Below are 16,073 nucleotides of genomic sequence, written 5' to 3'. Positions count from 1 at the left end.
GTAGGTATTAAAAGCAACGTGGCTGTTATTGTACTGAAGAGTTTGTACGCGTGCATGAGTTAGGCAATGATTTGTGAGTATAATACGCGGTTTCAGATACACACCCTACGATTGAGATTGTATGAGCGCCGAGTCCAAGAAAGCCCATAACTTCATCCAGAGCCTGATCGAAGACGCTGTTGCCAAAGGCGAACACACGGGTAAGGTTGTGACCCGTTTTCCGCCCGAGCCGAACGGTTACCTGCACATCGGCCACGCCAAATCCATTTGCCTGAATTTCGGCATTGCGGAAACCTTTGGCGGTGAATGCACGTTGCGGTTTGATGATACTAATCCGGAAAAGGAATCCCAGGAGTACATTGACTCCATCAAGAAGGATGTTCATTGGCTGGGTTGTGAATGGAGCGGAGAGGTTCGCTACGCTTCGGACTATTTTGACGCCATTTACGACTTTGCCGTTGAGTTGATTGAAAAGGGCAAAGCCTATGTGTGCGCGCTGACTGCCGATCAGATGGCCGAGTACCGGGGTACGCTTAAAGAACCGGGCCAGAACAGCCCCTATCGTGACCGGCCGGTGGAAGAAAACCTTCAGCTGTTCCGCGATATGCGCGCCGGTAAGTATCAGAACGGTGAGCTGGTGCTGCGCGCCAAAATCGATATGGCCTCCCCGAACATCAATCTGCGGGACCCGATTCTGTACCGGATTCGTTATGCCGACCATCACCAGACTGGCGATAAATGGTGCATCTATCCGATGTATGACTTCACCCACCCGATTTCCGACGCCATGGAGGGGATTACGCACTCCCTGTGCACATTGGAATTCGAGGATCATCGCCCGCTCTATGATTGGGTGCTGGACAACATCTCCGCTCCCTGCCAGCCACGGCAGATCGAATTTGCCCGGCTGAATCTCAATTACACCATCACCAGCAAGCGCAAACTCAAGCGTTTGGTGGACGAAGGCTTTGTGGATAGCTGGAATGACCCACGCATGCCCACCATCTCCGGCATGCGCCGCCGTGGTTATACCCCGGAGTCCGTCCGTACCTTCTGTGACATGATCGGTGTCAACAAGGCCGGCGGCACTGTGGATATGGGGATGCTGGAGCACGCAATCCGCGAAGACCTGAACACCCGTTCGCCCCGCGCCATGTGCGTAATGCGGCCGTTGAAGGTGACACTGACCAATTACCCGGAAGACAAGACCGAAACCCTGGTGTTGCCGGTTCACCCTCAGAACCCGGACATGGGCGAGCGTGAAGTGACCTGGAGCCAGACCCTCTACATCGACCGGGAAGATTTCGCGGAAGAACCGCCCCGTAAATGGAAACGTCTTGCTCCGGATCAGGCGGTGCGTCTGCGTGGCGGATACGTCATGACCTGCCGTGAGGTTATCCGTGACGACAGCGGTGAAATTGTTGAACTGAAATGCGAGTACGATCCCAACACTCTCGGCGTTAACCCCGAAGGCTACAAACCGAACGGTGTCGTTCATTGGGTGTCGGCCACTGACAGCGTTGAGACGGATATCAATCAATACGACCGCCTGTTCAACCATGAGTCGCCGGACAGTGATAAAGAGACTGACTTTGTGGACCTGATCAACCCGGAATCTCTGGTGGTCCTCAAAGGCGCCAGAGTAGAGAAGAGTTTGGCCCAGCCCCGTACTGATTTGCCATATCAGTTCGAGCGTGAGGGGTATTTCTTCTGCGATCAGGAACTGACTGAGGCAGCAGGCCGTCCGGTGTTTAACCGTACCGTGACCCTCAGGGATTCCTGGGGCAAGGGCAAGTAAGTTCGGTGATACATTCATTCAATTATTTAACGAGCGTAGCGTGATTAGAATCTACAACACCCTTAGTCAGCAAAAGGAAGAGTTCCAGCCGATCGAACCAGGAAAGGTTCGCATGTATGTCTGCGGCATGACGGTATATGACTACTGTCATTTGGGGCATGCGCGGGTGTTGGTGGCGTTTGACGTGATCACGCGGTACCTGCGTCACAGCGGCTACGATGTCCAATACGTGCGCAATATCACCGACATCGACGACAAGATCCTGCGCCGGGCTGACGAGAATGGCGAAGTTTATAGCGACCTCACCAAGCGCATGATCAAGGCCATGCACGAGGATGAGGCCAAGCTGGGTGTTTTGTCGCCTACAGAGGAGCCGTGTGCGACCGAATACATTAATGACATTGTGGCCATGATCCACAAGCTCGTTTCAGGCGGTCATGCCTATGCTGCCGATAACGGCGACGTCTACTTCTCCGTAGAGTCGTACTCCGATTACGGCAAACTCAGCAAGAAAAAGCTTGAAGACCTTGTGGCTGGCGCAAGGGTGGATGTTCAGGAAGCCAAGCGCAGCCCGGCGGATTTCGTGCTTTGGAAAGCCGCCAAAGAGGGTGAGGTAAGTTGGCCTTCGCCTTGGGGAGATGGCCGTCCAGGCTGGCATATCGAATGTTCCGCCATGTCTAACCGCTGCCTCGGCGAAACCTTCGACATCCACGGCGGCGGGCCGGATTTGTTGTTCCCGCACCATGAGAACGAAATTGCCCAGTCCGAGTGTGCCAATGGTCACACATTCGTGAACACCTGGATGCACGCCGGCGCTATTCGGGTGAACAAGGAGAAAATGTCCAAGTCCCTGGGCAATTTCTTCACCATCCGTGAGATCTTTGAGAAGTATGCGCCGGAGGTGGTGCGTTACTTCCTGGTGTCCAGTCATTACCGCAGTCAGGTGGATTACTCGGAAGAAAATCTCGCGGAAGCAGGGCGTACGCTCACCCGGCTCTATCATGCCCTGCGTGGTCTGGTGCCGGCCAAGAACGTGGCGGAAACGGAACACGACCAGCGTTTTGCCGAGGCCATGAATGACGACTTCAACACCGCAGGAGCCATTGCGGTTCTTCATGCTGTCGCTAATGAAATCAACCTGGACCGCAGGGAAGGGCGCGACGAAAAGGCTAACCAGCAAGCGGCAGTGCTTGTAAGGCTCGGGGGTATTCTGGGTTTGTTGCAGCAGGACCCGGAAGCCTACTTCCAGGCCGACACTGGCGGCGAGCTCAGTGCAGACGACATTGAGGCGATGATCCAGGCCCGAGCCGATGCGCGGAAGCAGAAAGATTTCGCCGAGGCGGACCGTATAAGGGATGAGTTGGCCGATAAAGGCATTATCCTGGACGACAGTCGCGAAGGCACCAGCTGGCGCAGGGGATGATGTCAACCAAAGGTCGTGTTGTTGGCGCGGGAATGACCTTGTAGGGAAATTCCCGTACAATACCGCCCTCGAATTATAACGGCCCTGACGGGTAAACCCGTAAAAAGGGCAGGGAATACAGTAACCCACTGAGGCAAACAACGATGACAGAACGCGTACAAGTCGGCGACCTTCAGGTCGCAAAGAACCTGTTCGATTTCGTTAATAACGAAGCAATTCCGGGCACGGGTGTCGACGCTGACAAATTCTGGGCCGAGTTCGACAAGATTGTTCACGAATTGGCTCCCCGCAACAAAGAGCTGCTTGCCAAGCGCGACGACATCCAGGAGAAAATGGACACCTGGAATCGTGACCACAAGGGCCAGAAGCTCGACATGGCCGAGTACAAGTCGTTCCTGAAGGATATCGGCTACCTGGTTGATGAGCCTGGCGACTTCAAAATTTCCACCTCAAATGTGGATCCGGAAGTGGCCACCATGGCAGGTCCCCAGCTTGTGGTTCCGGTGATGAACGCCCGTTTTGCACTGAACGCTGCCAACGCCCGTTGGGGTAGCCTTTACGACGCGCTGTACGGCACCGATGCGATCTCCGAGGAAAACGGCGCCGAAAAAGGCCGTGGCTATAACCCGGTTCGTGGTGCCAAGGTCATTGAATTTGCGCGCAACCTTCTGGACAGTTCCGCTCCGCTGGCTTCTGGCAGCCACAAAGACGCAGCCCAGTATCTGGTTGAGGGTGGCAAGCTGGTGGTCAAGTTGCAGAACGGTGAGTCTACCGGCCTGAAAGACGAGTCCGGCTTTGTGGGTTACACCGGCGCCGCCGATGCACCCACGGGCGTGCTGTTGGTCAAGAATGGCATGCATTTCGAGATTCAGGTCGATGCCAGCCACCCGATCGGGAAGGATGACGGGGCGCATGTAAAAGATGTGCTGATGGAGTCGGCTCTGACCACCATCATGGACTGTGAGGATTCTGTCGCTGCCGTGGATGCGGATGACAAGGCTCTGGCCTACCGCAACTGGTTGGGGCTGATGAAGGGCGATCTGGAAGAAACCTTCGAGAAAGGCGGCCAGCAAACCACCCGCAAGATGCACGGTGATCGTGCCTACACCAAGCCGGAAGGTGGAGAGCTGGTGCTGAAAGGCCGCAGCCTGATGTTTGTGCGTAACGTGGGTCACCTGATGACCAACCCGGCCATCCTGCTGAAAGACGGCAGTGAAGTGCCTGAGGGGCTGATGGACGGCCTCATGACCTCACTGATCGCGATTCACGACCTCAAGGGAGCTGGAAAGCTGCAGAACAGCACCACCGGCTCGGTTTACATTGTTAAGCCGAAGATGCACGGGCCTGAAGAAGTGGCGTTTACCAATGAGTTCTTCGGTCGTGTTGAAGATGCGCTTGGTCTGCCGGCCTTCACCCTGAAAGTTGGCATCATGGACGAAGAGCGGCGCACCACCGTTAACCTCAAGTCCTGTATCCATGCCGCCAGGGAGCGTGCCGTATTCATCAATACCGGCTTCCTTGACCGCACTGGTGACGAAATCCACACGTCCATGGAGTTGGGGCCGTTTATCCGCAAGGGGCCGATGAAGCAGGCTGCCTGGATTCAGGCCTACGAGCAGTGGAACGTGGACGTCGGGCTGGAAACCGGTTTCCGTGGTGTTGCCCAGATCGGTAAAGGTATGTGGGCGATGCCGGACCTGATGGCAGGTATGCTGGAAACCAAGATTGGCCACCCGAAAGCCGGCGCCAATACCGCGTGGGTTCCATCACCAACAGCGGCTACGTTGCACGCCACCCATTATCATCAGGTGAGCGTTGCGGATATCCAGCAAGAGCTGGAAAGCCGCACCCGTGCCAACCTGGATGACATCCTGACCGTGCCTGTAATGGACGACCCGAAATCCCTGTCGGCGGAAGAAATTCAGCAGGAGCTGGACAACAACGCCCAGGGTATTCTTGGTTACGTGGTGCGCTGGATCGACAGCGGTGTCGGTTGCTCCAAGGTTCCCGATATCAATGACGTGGGCCTGATGGAAGACCGCGCTACCCTGCGTATCGCTTCGCAGTTGCTGACTAACTGGCTCTACCATGGCATCTGCACCGAAGAGCAGATCAATGAAACCATGAAGCGTATGGCAGCGGTGGTTGATCGCCAGAATGCGAACGACCCGTCCTACCGTGACATGGCGCCGGAGTTTGAGGGCAGCATTGCCTTCCAGGCCGCCATGGATCTGGTTCTCAAGGGCCGTGAACAGCCAAATGGCTATACCGAGCCGCTTCTGCACGCCTATCGTCTGAAGGCGAAAGAGAAGTACGGTCAGTAATCCGGGCCGGTGATAAAAAACCCCGCGAATGCGGGGTTTTTTTATGAGGCCAGATTAATCCTTGTGTAGCTCGTTCGCTGCATAGAGCGTGTTCTGTAGTAGCGTGGCAATGGTCATCGGCCCTACGCCTCCCGGAACCGGGGTGATGTAAGCAGCCCGCTCCGACGCCGCTGCGAAATCCACATCGCCACGCAGTTTGCCGTCTTCCATCCGGTTGATTCCCACATCAATCACCGTTGCTCCGGGCTTGACCCACTCGCCCTTGATCAGTCCTGGCTTTCCGACCGCGGCAATCAGAATGTCCGCTTCCCGCACAAATTTCTCGAGATTGTCGGTAAACCGGTGGCATATTGTGACTGTGGCGCCTTTGAGCAGCAGCTCCATGGTCATCGGGCGGCCGACGATGTTGGATGCGCCGACGATAACCGCGTGCTGGCCCTTGTAAGGGGTGTCTACGCTGTCCAGCAGGGTGATGACGCCTGCGGGCGTGCAGGGTCTCAGGGCCGGTTTGCGCTGCATCAGGCGGCCGATGTTGTAGGGGTGGAAGCCGTCCACATCCTTGTCAGGGCGGATCTTTACCAGAATGGGGTCTGGGTCCATATGGTCGGGCAGGGGAAGCTGCACCAGGATGCCGTCTACGTCAGGGTTCTCGTTGAGCTCGTCAACCAGTGCCTCCAGGGCCTCCTGTGACGTGTCTTCCGGAAGGTCGTAGGAGAGCGACATGATGCCCGCCTCGTCACAGGCTCTGCGTTTGTTGCCTACGTATACGTGCGAGGCCGGGTCATTGCCCACCAGCACCACAGCCAGCCCAGGCGCACGAAGCCCCTGCTGTTTACGGGCCTCGGTTCCTGCCGCAACCTGTTGTCGCACAGAGGCGGCGATATCTTTTCCGTTGATCAGTTTGGCGCTCATGTCTTTGTCTTGTCGGTTGTGCGAAAATAAAGGCGCAGCATTGTCTCATGCTTGGGCTCCGTCGCCAATCGATGGGCGAAAACCCCAAATGCGTGTTGACGGACCGGTTCGGCGCCGGTAATATGCGCGCCAACTTTGCTGAGGTATCTGTTGTTCAGTTTAGACGGGGTATAGCGCAGTCTGGTAGCGCGCCTGCTTTGGGAGCAGGATGTCGGGAGTTCGAATCTCTCTACCCCGACCACTTTCTGGCCAGTCCAGGATATTGAACAGTCAGGTGGGCGAACGGTTTATGCGCTCGTAGCTCAGCTGGATAGAGCATCGGCCTTCTAAGCCGGTGGTCGCAGGTTCGAGTCCTGCCGGGCGCGCCATACCGCAGACGGTTTGATCCGTCCCGGAGACACCGAATCAGCAAAGTTAACCTGAAGTACCTGTTGGGGTCTGCCCGGCGGTAGTCTGGATGTGGTGGACGTAGCTCAGTTGGTAGAGCTCAGGATTGTGACTCCTGCGGTCGAGGGTTCGAACCCCTTCGTCCACCCCACTTTCCCGCTTACAGTGATGCGCAGCTCCTTTAGATTGAGAATTCCGATTTTTTTGCCTCGGTGGTGGAATTGGTAGACACGATAGGTTTAGGTCCTATTGCCGCAAGGCGTGGGGGTTCAAGTCCCTCCCGAGGTACCAAATCAGAAACCCTCTCAGAAACTCTGAGGGGGTTTTTTTATGGGTTACAGAAGTGGCTGGAGAGTGATTCCTGTCACATTGATGTTTATAGCCCCCTTTCTTTTTTGGTTTTAATCCCCAACTCTCGTTTCAGATAAAAGAGCGGGGCGCCCATATTCCCGGAAGTTGCCTGTAACAGGTGGATTCTCTCGGCACGGCAAACCGTGATAAACTACCCGCTTTTAAATTTGCGTCCTTTTCAGGAAATTCGTCCTGAAATCGATTTTAGCTTTTATTTTCATTCACATACCGAACCTGTAATTTGAGGATCTTCCATGCAAGTGTCTGTTGAAACGACCTCCAACATCGAACGTCGGATGACAATCGGTGTGCCCGCCCAGGAAATCGACCAGGCGGTTCAGAAACGCCTGCAGGAAACCGCTCGCACGGTAAAGATGAACGGTTTCCGCCCGGGCAAGGTGCCCATGCGTGTGGTGAAGCGTCGTTTTGGTGACAGTGTCCGTCAGGAGATTGTCGGCGAGGTTATGCGCGACAACTACATCAAGGCGCTGCAGGAGCAGGACATCAACCCGGCGGGTTGGCCGAAGTTCGAGCCGAAAACCATGGAAGAGGGCAAGGACCTGGAGTTCGTCGCCATTTTCGAAGTACTGCCGGAAGTGGAGCTGGGTGACTTCAGCAAGATCTCCGTTGAGAAGCCGAAAGCTGAGATTGCCGATAAAGACGTTGACACCATGATCGACAACCTGCGTCGCCAGCAGGCCACCATGAAGTCGGTCAAGCGTAAGTCCAAGAACAAGGATGTGGTGCTGATTGATTTTAAAGGCACTGTTGATGGTGAAGAGTTCGAGGGTGGTGCTGCCGAGAATCACAAGCTGACCCTTGGCTCAGGCCAGATGATTCCCGGTTTCGAAAAGGGCATCGTCGGCGGCAAGGCCGGTGAAGAGCTTGAAATCGAAGTGACCTTCCCCGAGGACTACCAGAACGAAGAGCTGGCGGGCAAGCCGGCTAAGTTCGATATCAAGATTCACGAGGTTCAGGAGCCGCAGCTTCCGGAGCTGGATGCTGAATTCTTCAAGAAATTTGGTATCGACGCTGAAGACGAAGCCACGTTCCGTGAAGAAGTGCAGAAGAACATGGAGCGTGAGCTCAAGCAGGCGGTCTCCAACAAGGTTAAGAATGACGTGGTTGAGGGGCTTCTGGAAAGCACCGAGCTTGATGTGCCCACGGCCCTGGTGGATCAGGAGATTGATCGCCTGCGCCAGGATGCGGTACAGCGGTTCGGCGGCCAGGTAGACTTCCAACAGCTGCCTAAGGAAATCTTCGAAGAGCAGGCCCGTCGCCGTGTGAAAACAGGCCTTCTGTTCCAGGAAGTCGTCAAGCAGAACGACCTGAAGGCAGATCCTGCTAAAGTGGATGAAAAGATCCAGGAAATTGCGTCAACGTATGAACAACCTGAAGAGGTTGTGGCGCATTTCAACAGCAGCCCTGAACAGAAGCAGCAGATCGAGTCATCTGTTCTTGAAGATGCGGTTGTTGATCTGATTCTTGACCAGGCCAAGGTCAAGGAGAAGAAGCTGAAGTACGAAGAGGCTATCCAGGCCGGTCAGCAGCAGCGCTAAAGACGGCAGGGCTATTACAGATTGGCCCTGCATGCCTGGGAAGTAGAACAGCCGGTACGTCCGGCTGTTTTCATCTTGGCCCGGTGCTGGCACAGTAATAGCGATAAGAAAAACGAGGCGTAGCTGATTTATAAGCGGTGGCGATAAAACGCCACTCCATTGTCCAGAAGGAGTTCACGCGCATCATGACGCAGACACCAATTGATGGTCCCGCAATGGTTACCAATTCCGGCCTGGTACCAATCGTTATCGAGCAGACCGCACGAGGCGAACGTTCTTTTGACATCTTTTCCCGTCTGTTAAAGGAGCGGGTAATCTTCCTGGTGGGCCCGGTTGAAGACCATATGGCCAACCTGATTGTGGCTCAGTTGCTGTTCCTTGAGTCCGAGAACCCGGACAAGGACATTCATCTGTACATCAACAGCCCGGGTGGCTCCGTTACTGCGGGTATGTCTATCTATGACACCATGCAGTTCATCAAGCCCGATGTGGCCACGCTGTGCGTGGGTCAAGCTGCCAGCATGGGCGCTTTTCTGCTGGCGGGCGGTGCAGAGGGCAAGCGTGCCTGTCTGCCGAATTCGCGGGTTATGATTCATCAGCCGTTAGGCGGTTACCAGGGGCAGGCTACGGATATTGAGATCCACACACGTGAGATTCTGAAGATCCGTCACACCCTGAATTCTATCCTGGCCCATCATACCGGCCAGAAGCTGGACACCATCGCCAAGGATACTGACCGTGATAATTTCATGGATCCTCAGCAGGCGAAGGACTACGGGCTGATTGATTCTATACTTGATAAGCGTGTACCGAATAAATAATACTGAAGGTAATCGCAACATTCCCTGCCGGCGTATTGAGGTGAGTGCGCCGGCAAACCAAGCTCAGAGGTATTTCAATGGCAGATGAAAGAAACGGCAGGGGCGACGATAACGGCAAGTTGCTGTACTGCTCGTTTTGTGGAAAGAGCCAGCATGAAGTCCGTAAGCTCATTGCAGGGCCCTCGGTGTTCATCTGCGACGAGTGCGTCGATCTGTGCAACGATATTATCCGGGAGGAAATCCAGGAAAATGCACAGGAAGAGGCCAGTGATCGTCTTCCGACACCCGCTGAAATCCGCGACACGCTGAATGAATACGTGATCGGCCAGGACCGGGCCAAGGTGGTGCTGTCTGTAGCGGTTTATAACCACTACAAGCGCCTCCGCTACGGTGAGGGCAAGGCCGAGGTAGAACTTGGCAAGAGTAATATCCTGCTGATCGGCCCGACGGGTAGTGGTAAGACCCTGCTTGCCGAAACGCTGGCTCGGATGCTGAATGTTCCCTTCACTATTGCCGACGCAACCACGTTGACCGAGGCGGGCTACGTCGGTGAAGACGTCGAGAACATCATCCAGAAACTTCTGCAGAAATGCGACTACGATGTCGACAAGGCCCAGCGAGGCATTGTGTACATCGATGAAATTGACAAGATTTCCCGCAAGTCTGATAACCCGTCCATTACCCGGGATGTGTCCGGTGAGGGCGTTCAGCAGGCCCTGCTCAAGCTGATTGAGGGCACCGTGGCGTCCGTTCCTCCCCAGGGCGGCCGCAAACACCCGCAGCAGGAATTCCTGCAGGTGGACACCGGTAACATGCTGTTTATCTGCGGCGGCGCCTTTGCCGGCCTGGATAAGGTGATTCAGGAGCGCTCAGAGCGTAGCAGTATTGGTTTCTCTGCGCTGGTGAAGAGCCCGGACGATACCAAGAACACGGGCGATATCATTAAGGATGTCGAAACCGAGGATTTGGTCAAATATGGCCTGATTCCGGAGTTCGTCGGTCGTTTGCCGGTGGTGGCGACTCTGACGGAACTGGATGAAGAGGCGCTTGTCCAGATACTGACTGAGCCCAAGAACGCTCTGACCAAACAGTACCAGAAGCTGTTTGACATGGAAGGCGTGGAACTGGATTTTCGTGAAGACGCGTTGCGGGCTGTTGCTCGCAAAGCCATGGAGCGCAAAACCGGCGCCCGTGGTCTTCGTTCCATCATGGAGGCGACATTGCTGGACACCATGTATCAGATACCGTCTGAACATGATGTCTCCAAGGTGGTGATTGACGAGAGCGTCATCAGCGGCCAATCCGAGCCCTTCAAGATTTATGCGAGCAGCGACCACGCCAAGGCGGTGCCGGAAGATTAATGCTCCGGTCAGTCGGCGTTTAAAAAAGGGCGGAAACGCCCTTTTTTTATGCCCGCACCGTGCCGGGAAATGGTGCCTGGGCGCGTAAAAAGATTGCAATTTTTGCTGTCGCCCCAATGAAGGGTGATATGCTGAATCAAACATCGTCAGAGGATTTTCTATGACCCTGATACCTGAAGAGTCCGTGCAAGAATACCCGCTGTTGCCGCTGAGAGATGTGGTGGTGTTCCCGCACATGGTGGTGCCGCTGTTTGTGGGCCGAGAGAAGTCCATACAGGCACTGGAAGCGGCCATGGAGGGCAACAAGGAAATCCTGCTGGTGGCTCAGAGAGATGCGTCGACGGACGAACCAGGCCCGGATGATGTGTTTGCCATGGGTACTGTAGCCACAGTATTGCAAATGCTCAGGTTGCCGGATGGCACCGTCAAGGTCCTGGTTGAGGGCAACGCCCGTGCAACCGTTACCGGCATCGCTGAAGGCGAGTATCTCGCCGGTACGGCCATGCTGATGGATGAGGACTCGCTGCCAGCCAGGGAAGAGGAAGTACTGGTCAAAACCCTGATGGACGAGTTCGAGAAGTACGTGAAGCTCTCCAGGAAGGTGCCCTCGGAAGTCTCCAATGCGCTGACCGGCATCAATGAGCTTGAGCGCCTTGCAGATACCATGGCAGCCCATCTGGAGCTGAAGATTCCCGAGAAGCAGGAGCTTCTTGAAGCCCTCGAGATTCGCCAGCGCGTTGACTTGCTGCTAGGCAAGCTGGACGGTGAAATTGACCTGATCGAAGTTGAAAAACGCATCCGCGGCCGCGTCAAGAAACAGATGGAGCGGAGTCAGCGGGAGTACTATCTCAACGAGCAGATGAAAGCCATCCAGAAGGAGATGGGCAGCCTCGGTGAGGGCAACAACGATTTTGAAGAGCTTGAGCAAAAGCTGGAGGAAGCCGGCCTGCCCGAAGAGGCCCGCAAGAAAACCGAAGCGGAACTGAACAAGCTCAAGATGATGTCGCCGATGTCTGCAGAGGCAACGGTGGTGCGTGGTTACATCGACTGGATGCTGGCCATTCCCTGGAAAAAACGCAGCCGTGTTCGCCACGATATAGAGAAGGCCCGCGATATCCTGGATGAGGATCACTACGGGCTGGACGAGGTGAAGAAGCGGATTCTTGAGTATCTGGCGGTTCAGAGCCGGGTGAAAAAAGTGAAGGGCCCGGTTCTCTGTCTGGTAGGTCCTCCCGGTGTTGGTAAGACCTCCCTTGGCCAATCGATCGCTCGCGCGACCAATCGCAAGTATACACGTATGGCGTTGGGCGGCGTCCGTGATGAAGCGGAGATTCGTGGCCACCGCAAAACCTACATTGGTGCCTTGCCCGGCAAGTTGCTTCAGAAGCTGTCCAAGGTGGGTGTGAAGAACCCGTTGTTCCTGTTCGACGAGATCGACAAGATGGGCATGGACCATCGTGGCGACCCGGCATCAGCGTTGCTGGAAGTGCTCGACCCGGAACAGAACCACACCTTCAACGACCATTACCTGGAGGTCGATTACGATCTCTCCGACGTGATGTTCGTGTGCACCTCGAACTCCATGGACATTCCGCCGGCGCTGCTGGACCGCATGGAGATTATTCGTATCCCCGGGTACACCGAGGACGAGAAGGTCAACATTGCGCTGAAGTATCTGCTGCCCAAGCAGGTCAAGGCCAATGGTCTGCGCAAGAACGAACTCGACATGCCGGAGCAAACGCTTCGTGACCTGATTCGCTACTATACCCGTGAGGCCGGCGTACGCGGCCTTGAGCGTGAGATCGCCAAGATCTGCCGCAAAGTGGTGCGGGATCACGTTGAAAGCGGTGACAAGGCCTCTGTGACGCTCTCGCCCGAGATGCTTGAGGACTATTCCGGCGTCAAGAAGTTCAAGTATGGCCTGGCCGAGGAGAAGAATCAGGTCGGGCAGGTAACAGGCCTTGCCTGGACCCAGGTCGGTGGTGAGCTGCTGACTCTCGAATGCGCGTTGACCAAAGGCAAGGGACGGGTGGTCAAGACCGGCTCCCTGGGTGATGTGATGCAGGAGTCTATCCAGGCCGCCCTGACAGTGGTCAGAAGTCGCGCACTGGGGTTGGGTATCAGTGACGATTTCCATGAAAAGCACGATCTGCACGTTCACGTTCCTGAGGGCGCAACGCCAAAAGATGGTCCTAGCGCCGGTATCGGCATGTGCACGGCACTGGTTTCTTCATTGACCCAGATTCCGGTTCGGGCCGATGTGGCGATGACCGGCGAGATCACCCTGAGGGGCCGCGTGCTGGCCATCGGCGGCCTCAAGGAAAAGCTTCTGGCGGCACACCGGGGTGGCATCAAGACGGTGATTATCCCGGATGAAAATGTTCGTGATCTCAAAGAGATACCGGAGAACATCAAGGAATCACTGGAGATCCGTCCGGTCAAATGGATTGACGAGGTTCTGGACATTGCGCTGGCCTATCCGCCCGAACCGCGCGCCGAAGATTCGTCCTCGAAACCGGGTGCAGGTAAGCCCCGTGACGAAGACGGCGACGCTGCAGAGCGCATAAATACACATTAAACCCGCGTTGAATTGTTGACATGCGAGAGAGCCCATTGGTATAACTGTTTCGCCGTGAAGCAGCCAATATCAAGGGCTCCCGCGCAGTTAATGCCTATTCCGAACACCGGTTAGTAACCGAAAGGAATAAAAATAGTGAAGAATGGAATTCTCTGACCGCTTATGCGATAGTCGGGAACGTCCAGGAAACAACAAACCAACCTATAACATCTTCAACCTGAAATCGAAGGGGTTTAGTGTGAACAAGTCCGAACTGATCGATGCAATTGCAGAATCCGCAGATATCTCCAAAGCCGCTGCTGGCCGTGCTCTGGATGCCATGACCACCTCTATCACCGGTGCCCTTAAAAAAGGCGATCAGGTAACCCTGATTGGTTTTGGTACTTTCTCTGTTAAAGAGCGTGCCGCTCGTACTGGCCGTAACCCGCAGACGGGTGCCGAGATCAAGATCCCGGCCTCCAAAGTGCCTGGGTTCAAGGCAGGTAAGGCCCTGAAAGACTCCGTTAAGTAACGGACTCTTTCATCTGGCAATGTCCGGGATTCCCGGTCATTGTCGGAGCGGTTGGCCCGGTGGCGATACCGCTGCCAGCCTGCTCCAGATGAATTCAAGGCGCATTCCTGAAAGAATGCGCCTTTTTACGTTAAGAGACCCTCACAGACTTTGATCAGGGATCCGGGAGAGACATGCTTCAAGATATTCGGGAAAATGCCCAGGGCACCATTGCCAAAATCATCATTGGCCTTCTGATTGTTTCACTTTCTATCTGGGGAATGGACGCGATTGTCGGTGGTTTTTCCGGCGAGCCTGAAGTGGCGACGGTCAATGGGGAAGACATTACCGAGAGGGAATTCCTCCGGGTTGTACAGATTGAGAGTCAACGCCGCCTGTCCGAGATGGAGAATCCAGATCCGTCGTTGCTGGATGAGGATCAGGTTCGTCAGGATGTTCTCGATGCCCTGATCCAGCAGAAAGTGATGACCCTGAACGCCGAAGACCAGGGGCTGGAACTCTCTGATGCCGATATTGACTCCCTGATCACCCAGATGCCCCAGTTCCAGGTAGACGGTACCTTTAACCGCGACCGGTTTGTCTCTGCGGTCAGGAATATGGGAATGGGCGTTGCCGAGTTTCGCGAAACCATGCGCAAGCAGTATGTGGTGAACCAGATCCGTGCCGGTATCTCTCAGAGTGGCGTAGTGACGGATGAAAATGTGGTCCAGTTGCTGCGCATCCAGAACCAGACCCGTGACTTCCGTGTGACGACGCTTTCTGCAGACGCTGTGAGCGATCAGGTGGAGGTGACCGAGGCCGATGTGGAAGCGTACTACGATGAGAACCAGGACGCCTTCAAGCTGCCTGAGAGCGTGGATGCCAGTTACATCGTTCTGTCACTGGCAGCACTTGCCGAAACCATCGATGTCAGTGATGACCAACTGCGTGACTATTATGAACAGCGGTCCTCTGAGCTGGCCCGCGAAGAACGACGTGCCTCACACATCCTGATTGAGGATGGAGAGAACGCTGAAGAGACCATGGCGACAATTCAGGAGCGTCTGGCAGCCGGTGAGTCGTTTGCAACGCTGGCTGAAGAGTTCTCCGTGGATACGGTCTCCGCAGAGCAGGGGGGCGATCTGGGCTTTGCTGAGCGTGGTGTCTACGATCCGGCCTTTGAAGAAGCCCTGTTTGCACTTGAAGAAGGGGAAGTATCCGATCCGGTGTCCACCAGCTTCGGTGTTCATCTCATCAAGCTTGAGGACGTGCAGAAAACCGAAGCACCCCCATTGGCAGAATTGGAAGATCAACTCCGCCGTGAGCTTGCCCAGCGTGAAGCCACCGAGCGTTTTGCCGAAGTTCGCTCAGAGCTTGCTGACCTGGCTTATGCGGCTGATGATCTGGCCGGTCCAGCAGAAGAACTGGGTCTTGAAGTGCGGGAAAAGAGTGGTATCACCCGGAACGGGGGTGAAGCGCCCTTTGATCACGCGGGTCTGATCCGCCAGTTGTTTTCCGAGGATGTACTGACCGAAGGCTTTAACACCGAGCTGATTGACGTCGGCGATAATATGTCCGTCGTGGCTCGGGTCAGTGAGTACCAGGAGGCACAGCAGCAGCCGCTTGAAGAAGTGGCCGATGAAATTCGTGCGGCGCTGACCCGTCAGAAGACTCGTGAAGCGCTCAGCGAGCGTGCTGACGCGATCATCGCTGACCTTGAATCCGGCAAGAACATTGAAGAGCTGGGGCTTGAGGAGTGGCAATCCTATGAGGATCAGCCCAGGAGCAACCCATCGCTCGGTGGTGCTGTCATGTCCCAGGTGTTTTCACTTCAGCGCCCTGGTGACGGTGACAATGTCTACGGCTCGGTGGTGTCCAATGACAGCGCGACCATCGTGGCCCTCGATGCGGTTAACGAGGGTGACGTGAACCGGGATGGTGGTGAATTCCGGCAGCTTCGCGGTTTCCTGGCATCGCTTGAGGGGCAGCGCGAGTATCAGGCGTATCAGCAGTTCCTCAGAGAGAACGCCGAAGTAGAACGGCCGTAACAACAAGGCACCCGGTATCGG

10 protein-coding genes and 4 tRNA genes are annotated in these 16,073 nt (G+C 55.5%); 13 read left to right on the top strand and 1 reads right to left on the bottom strand.

Annotated features, from left to right (window positions below; all coding sequences use genetic code 11):
- Positions 1 to 121: 121 nt before the first annotated feature.
- The 3 genes from AAGD24_RS12870 (at position 122) to AAGD24_RS12860 (ending at position 5,545) form a co-directional block, all read left to right on the top strand.
- Positions 122 to 1,798 carry a glutamine--tRNA ligase/YqeY domain fusion protein gene (locus AAGD24_RS12870; RefSeq protein ID WP_075196091.1) on the top strand — a complete coding sequence of 559 codons (1,677 nt, stop codon included), beginning with the start codon at positions 122 to 124 and terminating at the stop codon, positions 1,796 to 1,798.
- A gap of 40 nt (positions 1,799 to 1,838) precedes the next feature.
- Complete coding sequence (gene cysS / locus AAGD24_RS12865; RefSeq protein ID WP_151982499.1) at positions 1,839 to 3,221, top strand: cysteine--tRNA ligase; 1,383 nt, start codon at positions 1,839 to 1,841, stop codon at positions 3,219 to 3,221.
- A 143-nt stretch (positions 3,222 to 3,364) separates the two neighbouring features.
- On the top strand, positions 3,365 to 5,545 hold the full coding sequence (locus tag AAGD24_RS12860; RefSeq protein WP_379865330.1) for a malate synthase G: 2,181 nt from the start codon (positions 3,365 to 3,367) through the stop codon (positions 5,543 to 5,545).
- Between the two features lie 54 nt (positions 5,546 to 5,599).
- On the opposite strand, the gene folD is transcribed toward AAGD24_RS12860, so the two are convergent.
- On the bottom strand, positions 5,600 to 6,457 hold the full coding sequence (gene folD / locus AAGD24_RS12855) for a bifunctional methylenetetrahydrofolate dehydrogenase/methenyltetrahydrofolate cyclohydrolase FolD (RefSeq protein ID WP_075196075.1): 858 nt from the start codon (positions 6,455 to 6,457) through the stop codon (positions 5,600 to 5,602).
- A gap of 164 nt (positions 6,458 to 6,621) precedes the next feature.
- Between folD and AAGD24_RS12850 the strand changes: the two genes are divergently transcribed.
- The 10 genes from AAGD24_RS12850 (at position 6,622) to AAGD24_RS12805 (ending at position 16,052) form a co-directional block, all read left to right on the top strand.
- Positions 6,622 to 6,698: transfer RNA gene (locus tag AAGD24_RS12850), tRNA-Pro, on the top strand.
- A 50-nt stretch (positions 6,699 to 6,748) separates the two neighbouring features.
- Positions 6,749 to 6,825: transfer RNA gene (locus AAGD24_RS12845), tRNA-Arg, on the top strand.
- A gap of 94 nt (positions 6,826 to 6,919) precedes the next feature.
- Positions 6,920 to 6,995 (top strand) — tRNA-His (locus AAGD24_RS12840).
- 55 nt (positions 6,996 to 7,050) lie between these two features.
- A tRNA-Leu gene (locus AAGD24_RS12835) sits at positions 7,051 to 7,135 on the top strand.
- Positions 7,136 to 7,449: 314 nt separating this feature from the next.
- Positions 7,450 to 8,754 (top strand): trigger factor, encoded by a 1,305-nt coding sequence (tig, locus tag AAGD24_RS12830; RefSeq protein ID WP_036205090.1) that lies wholly within the window; start codon positions 7,450 to 7,452, stop codon positions 8,752 to 8,754.
- Between the two features lie 185 nt (positions 8,755 to 8,939).
- A complete protein-coding gene (clpP, locus tag AAGD24_RS12825; protein ID WP_036205091.1) occupies positions 8,940 to 9,575 on the top strand; it encodes an ATP-dependent Clp endopeptidase proteolytic subunit ClpP in 636 nt (211 codons plus the stop codon).
- Between the two features lie 77 nt (positions 9,576 to 9,652).
- Positions 9,653 to 10,936 (top strand): ATP-dependent Clp protease ATP-binding subunit ClpX, encoded by a 1,284-nt coding sequence (clpX, locus tag AAGD24_RS12820; protein ID WP_007154039.1) that lies wholly within the window; start codon positions 9,653 to 9,655, stop codon positions 10,934 to 10,936.
- A gap of 160 nt (positions 10,937 to 11,096) precedes the next feature.
- Positions 11,097 to 13,514 carry an endopeptidase La gene (gene lon, locus AAGD24_RS12815; protein WP_036205093.1) on the top strand — a complete coding sequence of 806 codons (2,418 nt, stop codon included), beginning with the start codon at positions 11,097 to 11,099 and terminating at the stop codon, positions 13,512 to 13,514.
- 238 nt (positions 13,515 to 13,752) lie between these two features.
- Positions 13,753 to 14,025: an HU family DNA-binding protein gene (locus AAGD24_RS12810; RefSeq protein ID WP_036205867.1), complete on the top strand. Its 273-nt coding sequence runs from the start codon at positions 13,753 to 13,755 to the stop codon at positions 14,023 to 14,025.
- Positions 14,026 to 14,198: 173 nt separating this feature from the next.
- Positions 14,199 to 16,052 (top strand): SurA N-terminal domain-containing protein, encoded by a 1,854-nt coding sequence (locus AAGD24_RS12805; protein ID WP_379865327.1) that lies wholly within the window; start codon positions 14,199 to 14,201, stop codon positions 16,050 to 16,052.
- The last annotated feature ends 21 nt before the right edge of the window (positions 16,053 to 16,073 follow it).

Origin of the sequence: Marinobacter sp. M5B, assembly GCF_042604615.1 — a bacterium.
GTDB lineage: Bacteria > Pseudomonadota > Gammaproteobacteria > Pseudomonadales > Oleiphilaceae > Marinobacter > Marinobacter salarius.
The sequence above is the reverse complement of the archived record's forward strand: the minus strand, read 5'-3'. Positions and strand labels throughout refer to the sequence as shown.

Excerpts from the sequence above, each read along its gene's own strand:
- AAGD24_RS12870 (WP_075196091.1), top strand. The coding sequence starts at position 122 with ATGAGCGCCGAGTCCAAGAAAGCCCATAACTTCATCCAGAGCCTGATC.
- AAGD24_RS12860 (WP_379865330.1), top strand. The coding sequence starts at position 3,365 with ATGACAGAACGCGTACAAGTCGGCGACCTTCAGGTCGCAAAGAACCTG.
- folD (WP_075196075.1), bottom strand. The coding sequence starts at position 6,457 with ATGAGCGCCAAACTGATCAACGGAAAAGATATCGCCGCCTCTGTGCGA.
- tig (WP_036205090.1), top strand. The coding sequence starts at position 7,450 with ATGCAAGTGTCTGTTGAAACGACCTCCAACATCGAACGTCGGATGACA.
- clpP (WP_036205091.1), top strand. The coding sequence starts at position 8,940 with ATGACGCAGACACCAATTGATGGTCCCGCAATGGTTACCAATTCCGGC.
- clpX (WP_007154039.1), top strand. The coding sequence starts at position 9,653 with ATGGCAGATGAAAGAAACGGCAGGGGCGACGATAACGGCAAGTTGCTG.
- lon (WP_036205093.1), top strand. The coding sequence starts at position 11,097 with ATGACCCTGATACCTGAAGAGTCCGTGCAAGAATACCCGCTGTTGCCG.
- AAGD24_RS12805 (WP_379865327.1), top strand. The coding sequence starts at position 14,199 with ATGCTTCAAGATATTCGGGAAAATGCCCAGGGCACCATTGCCAAAATC.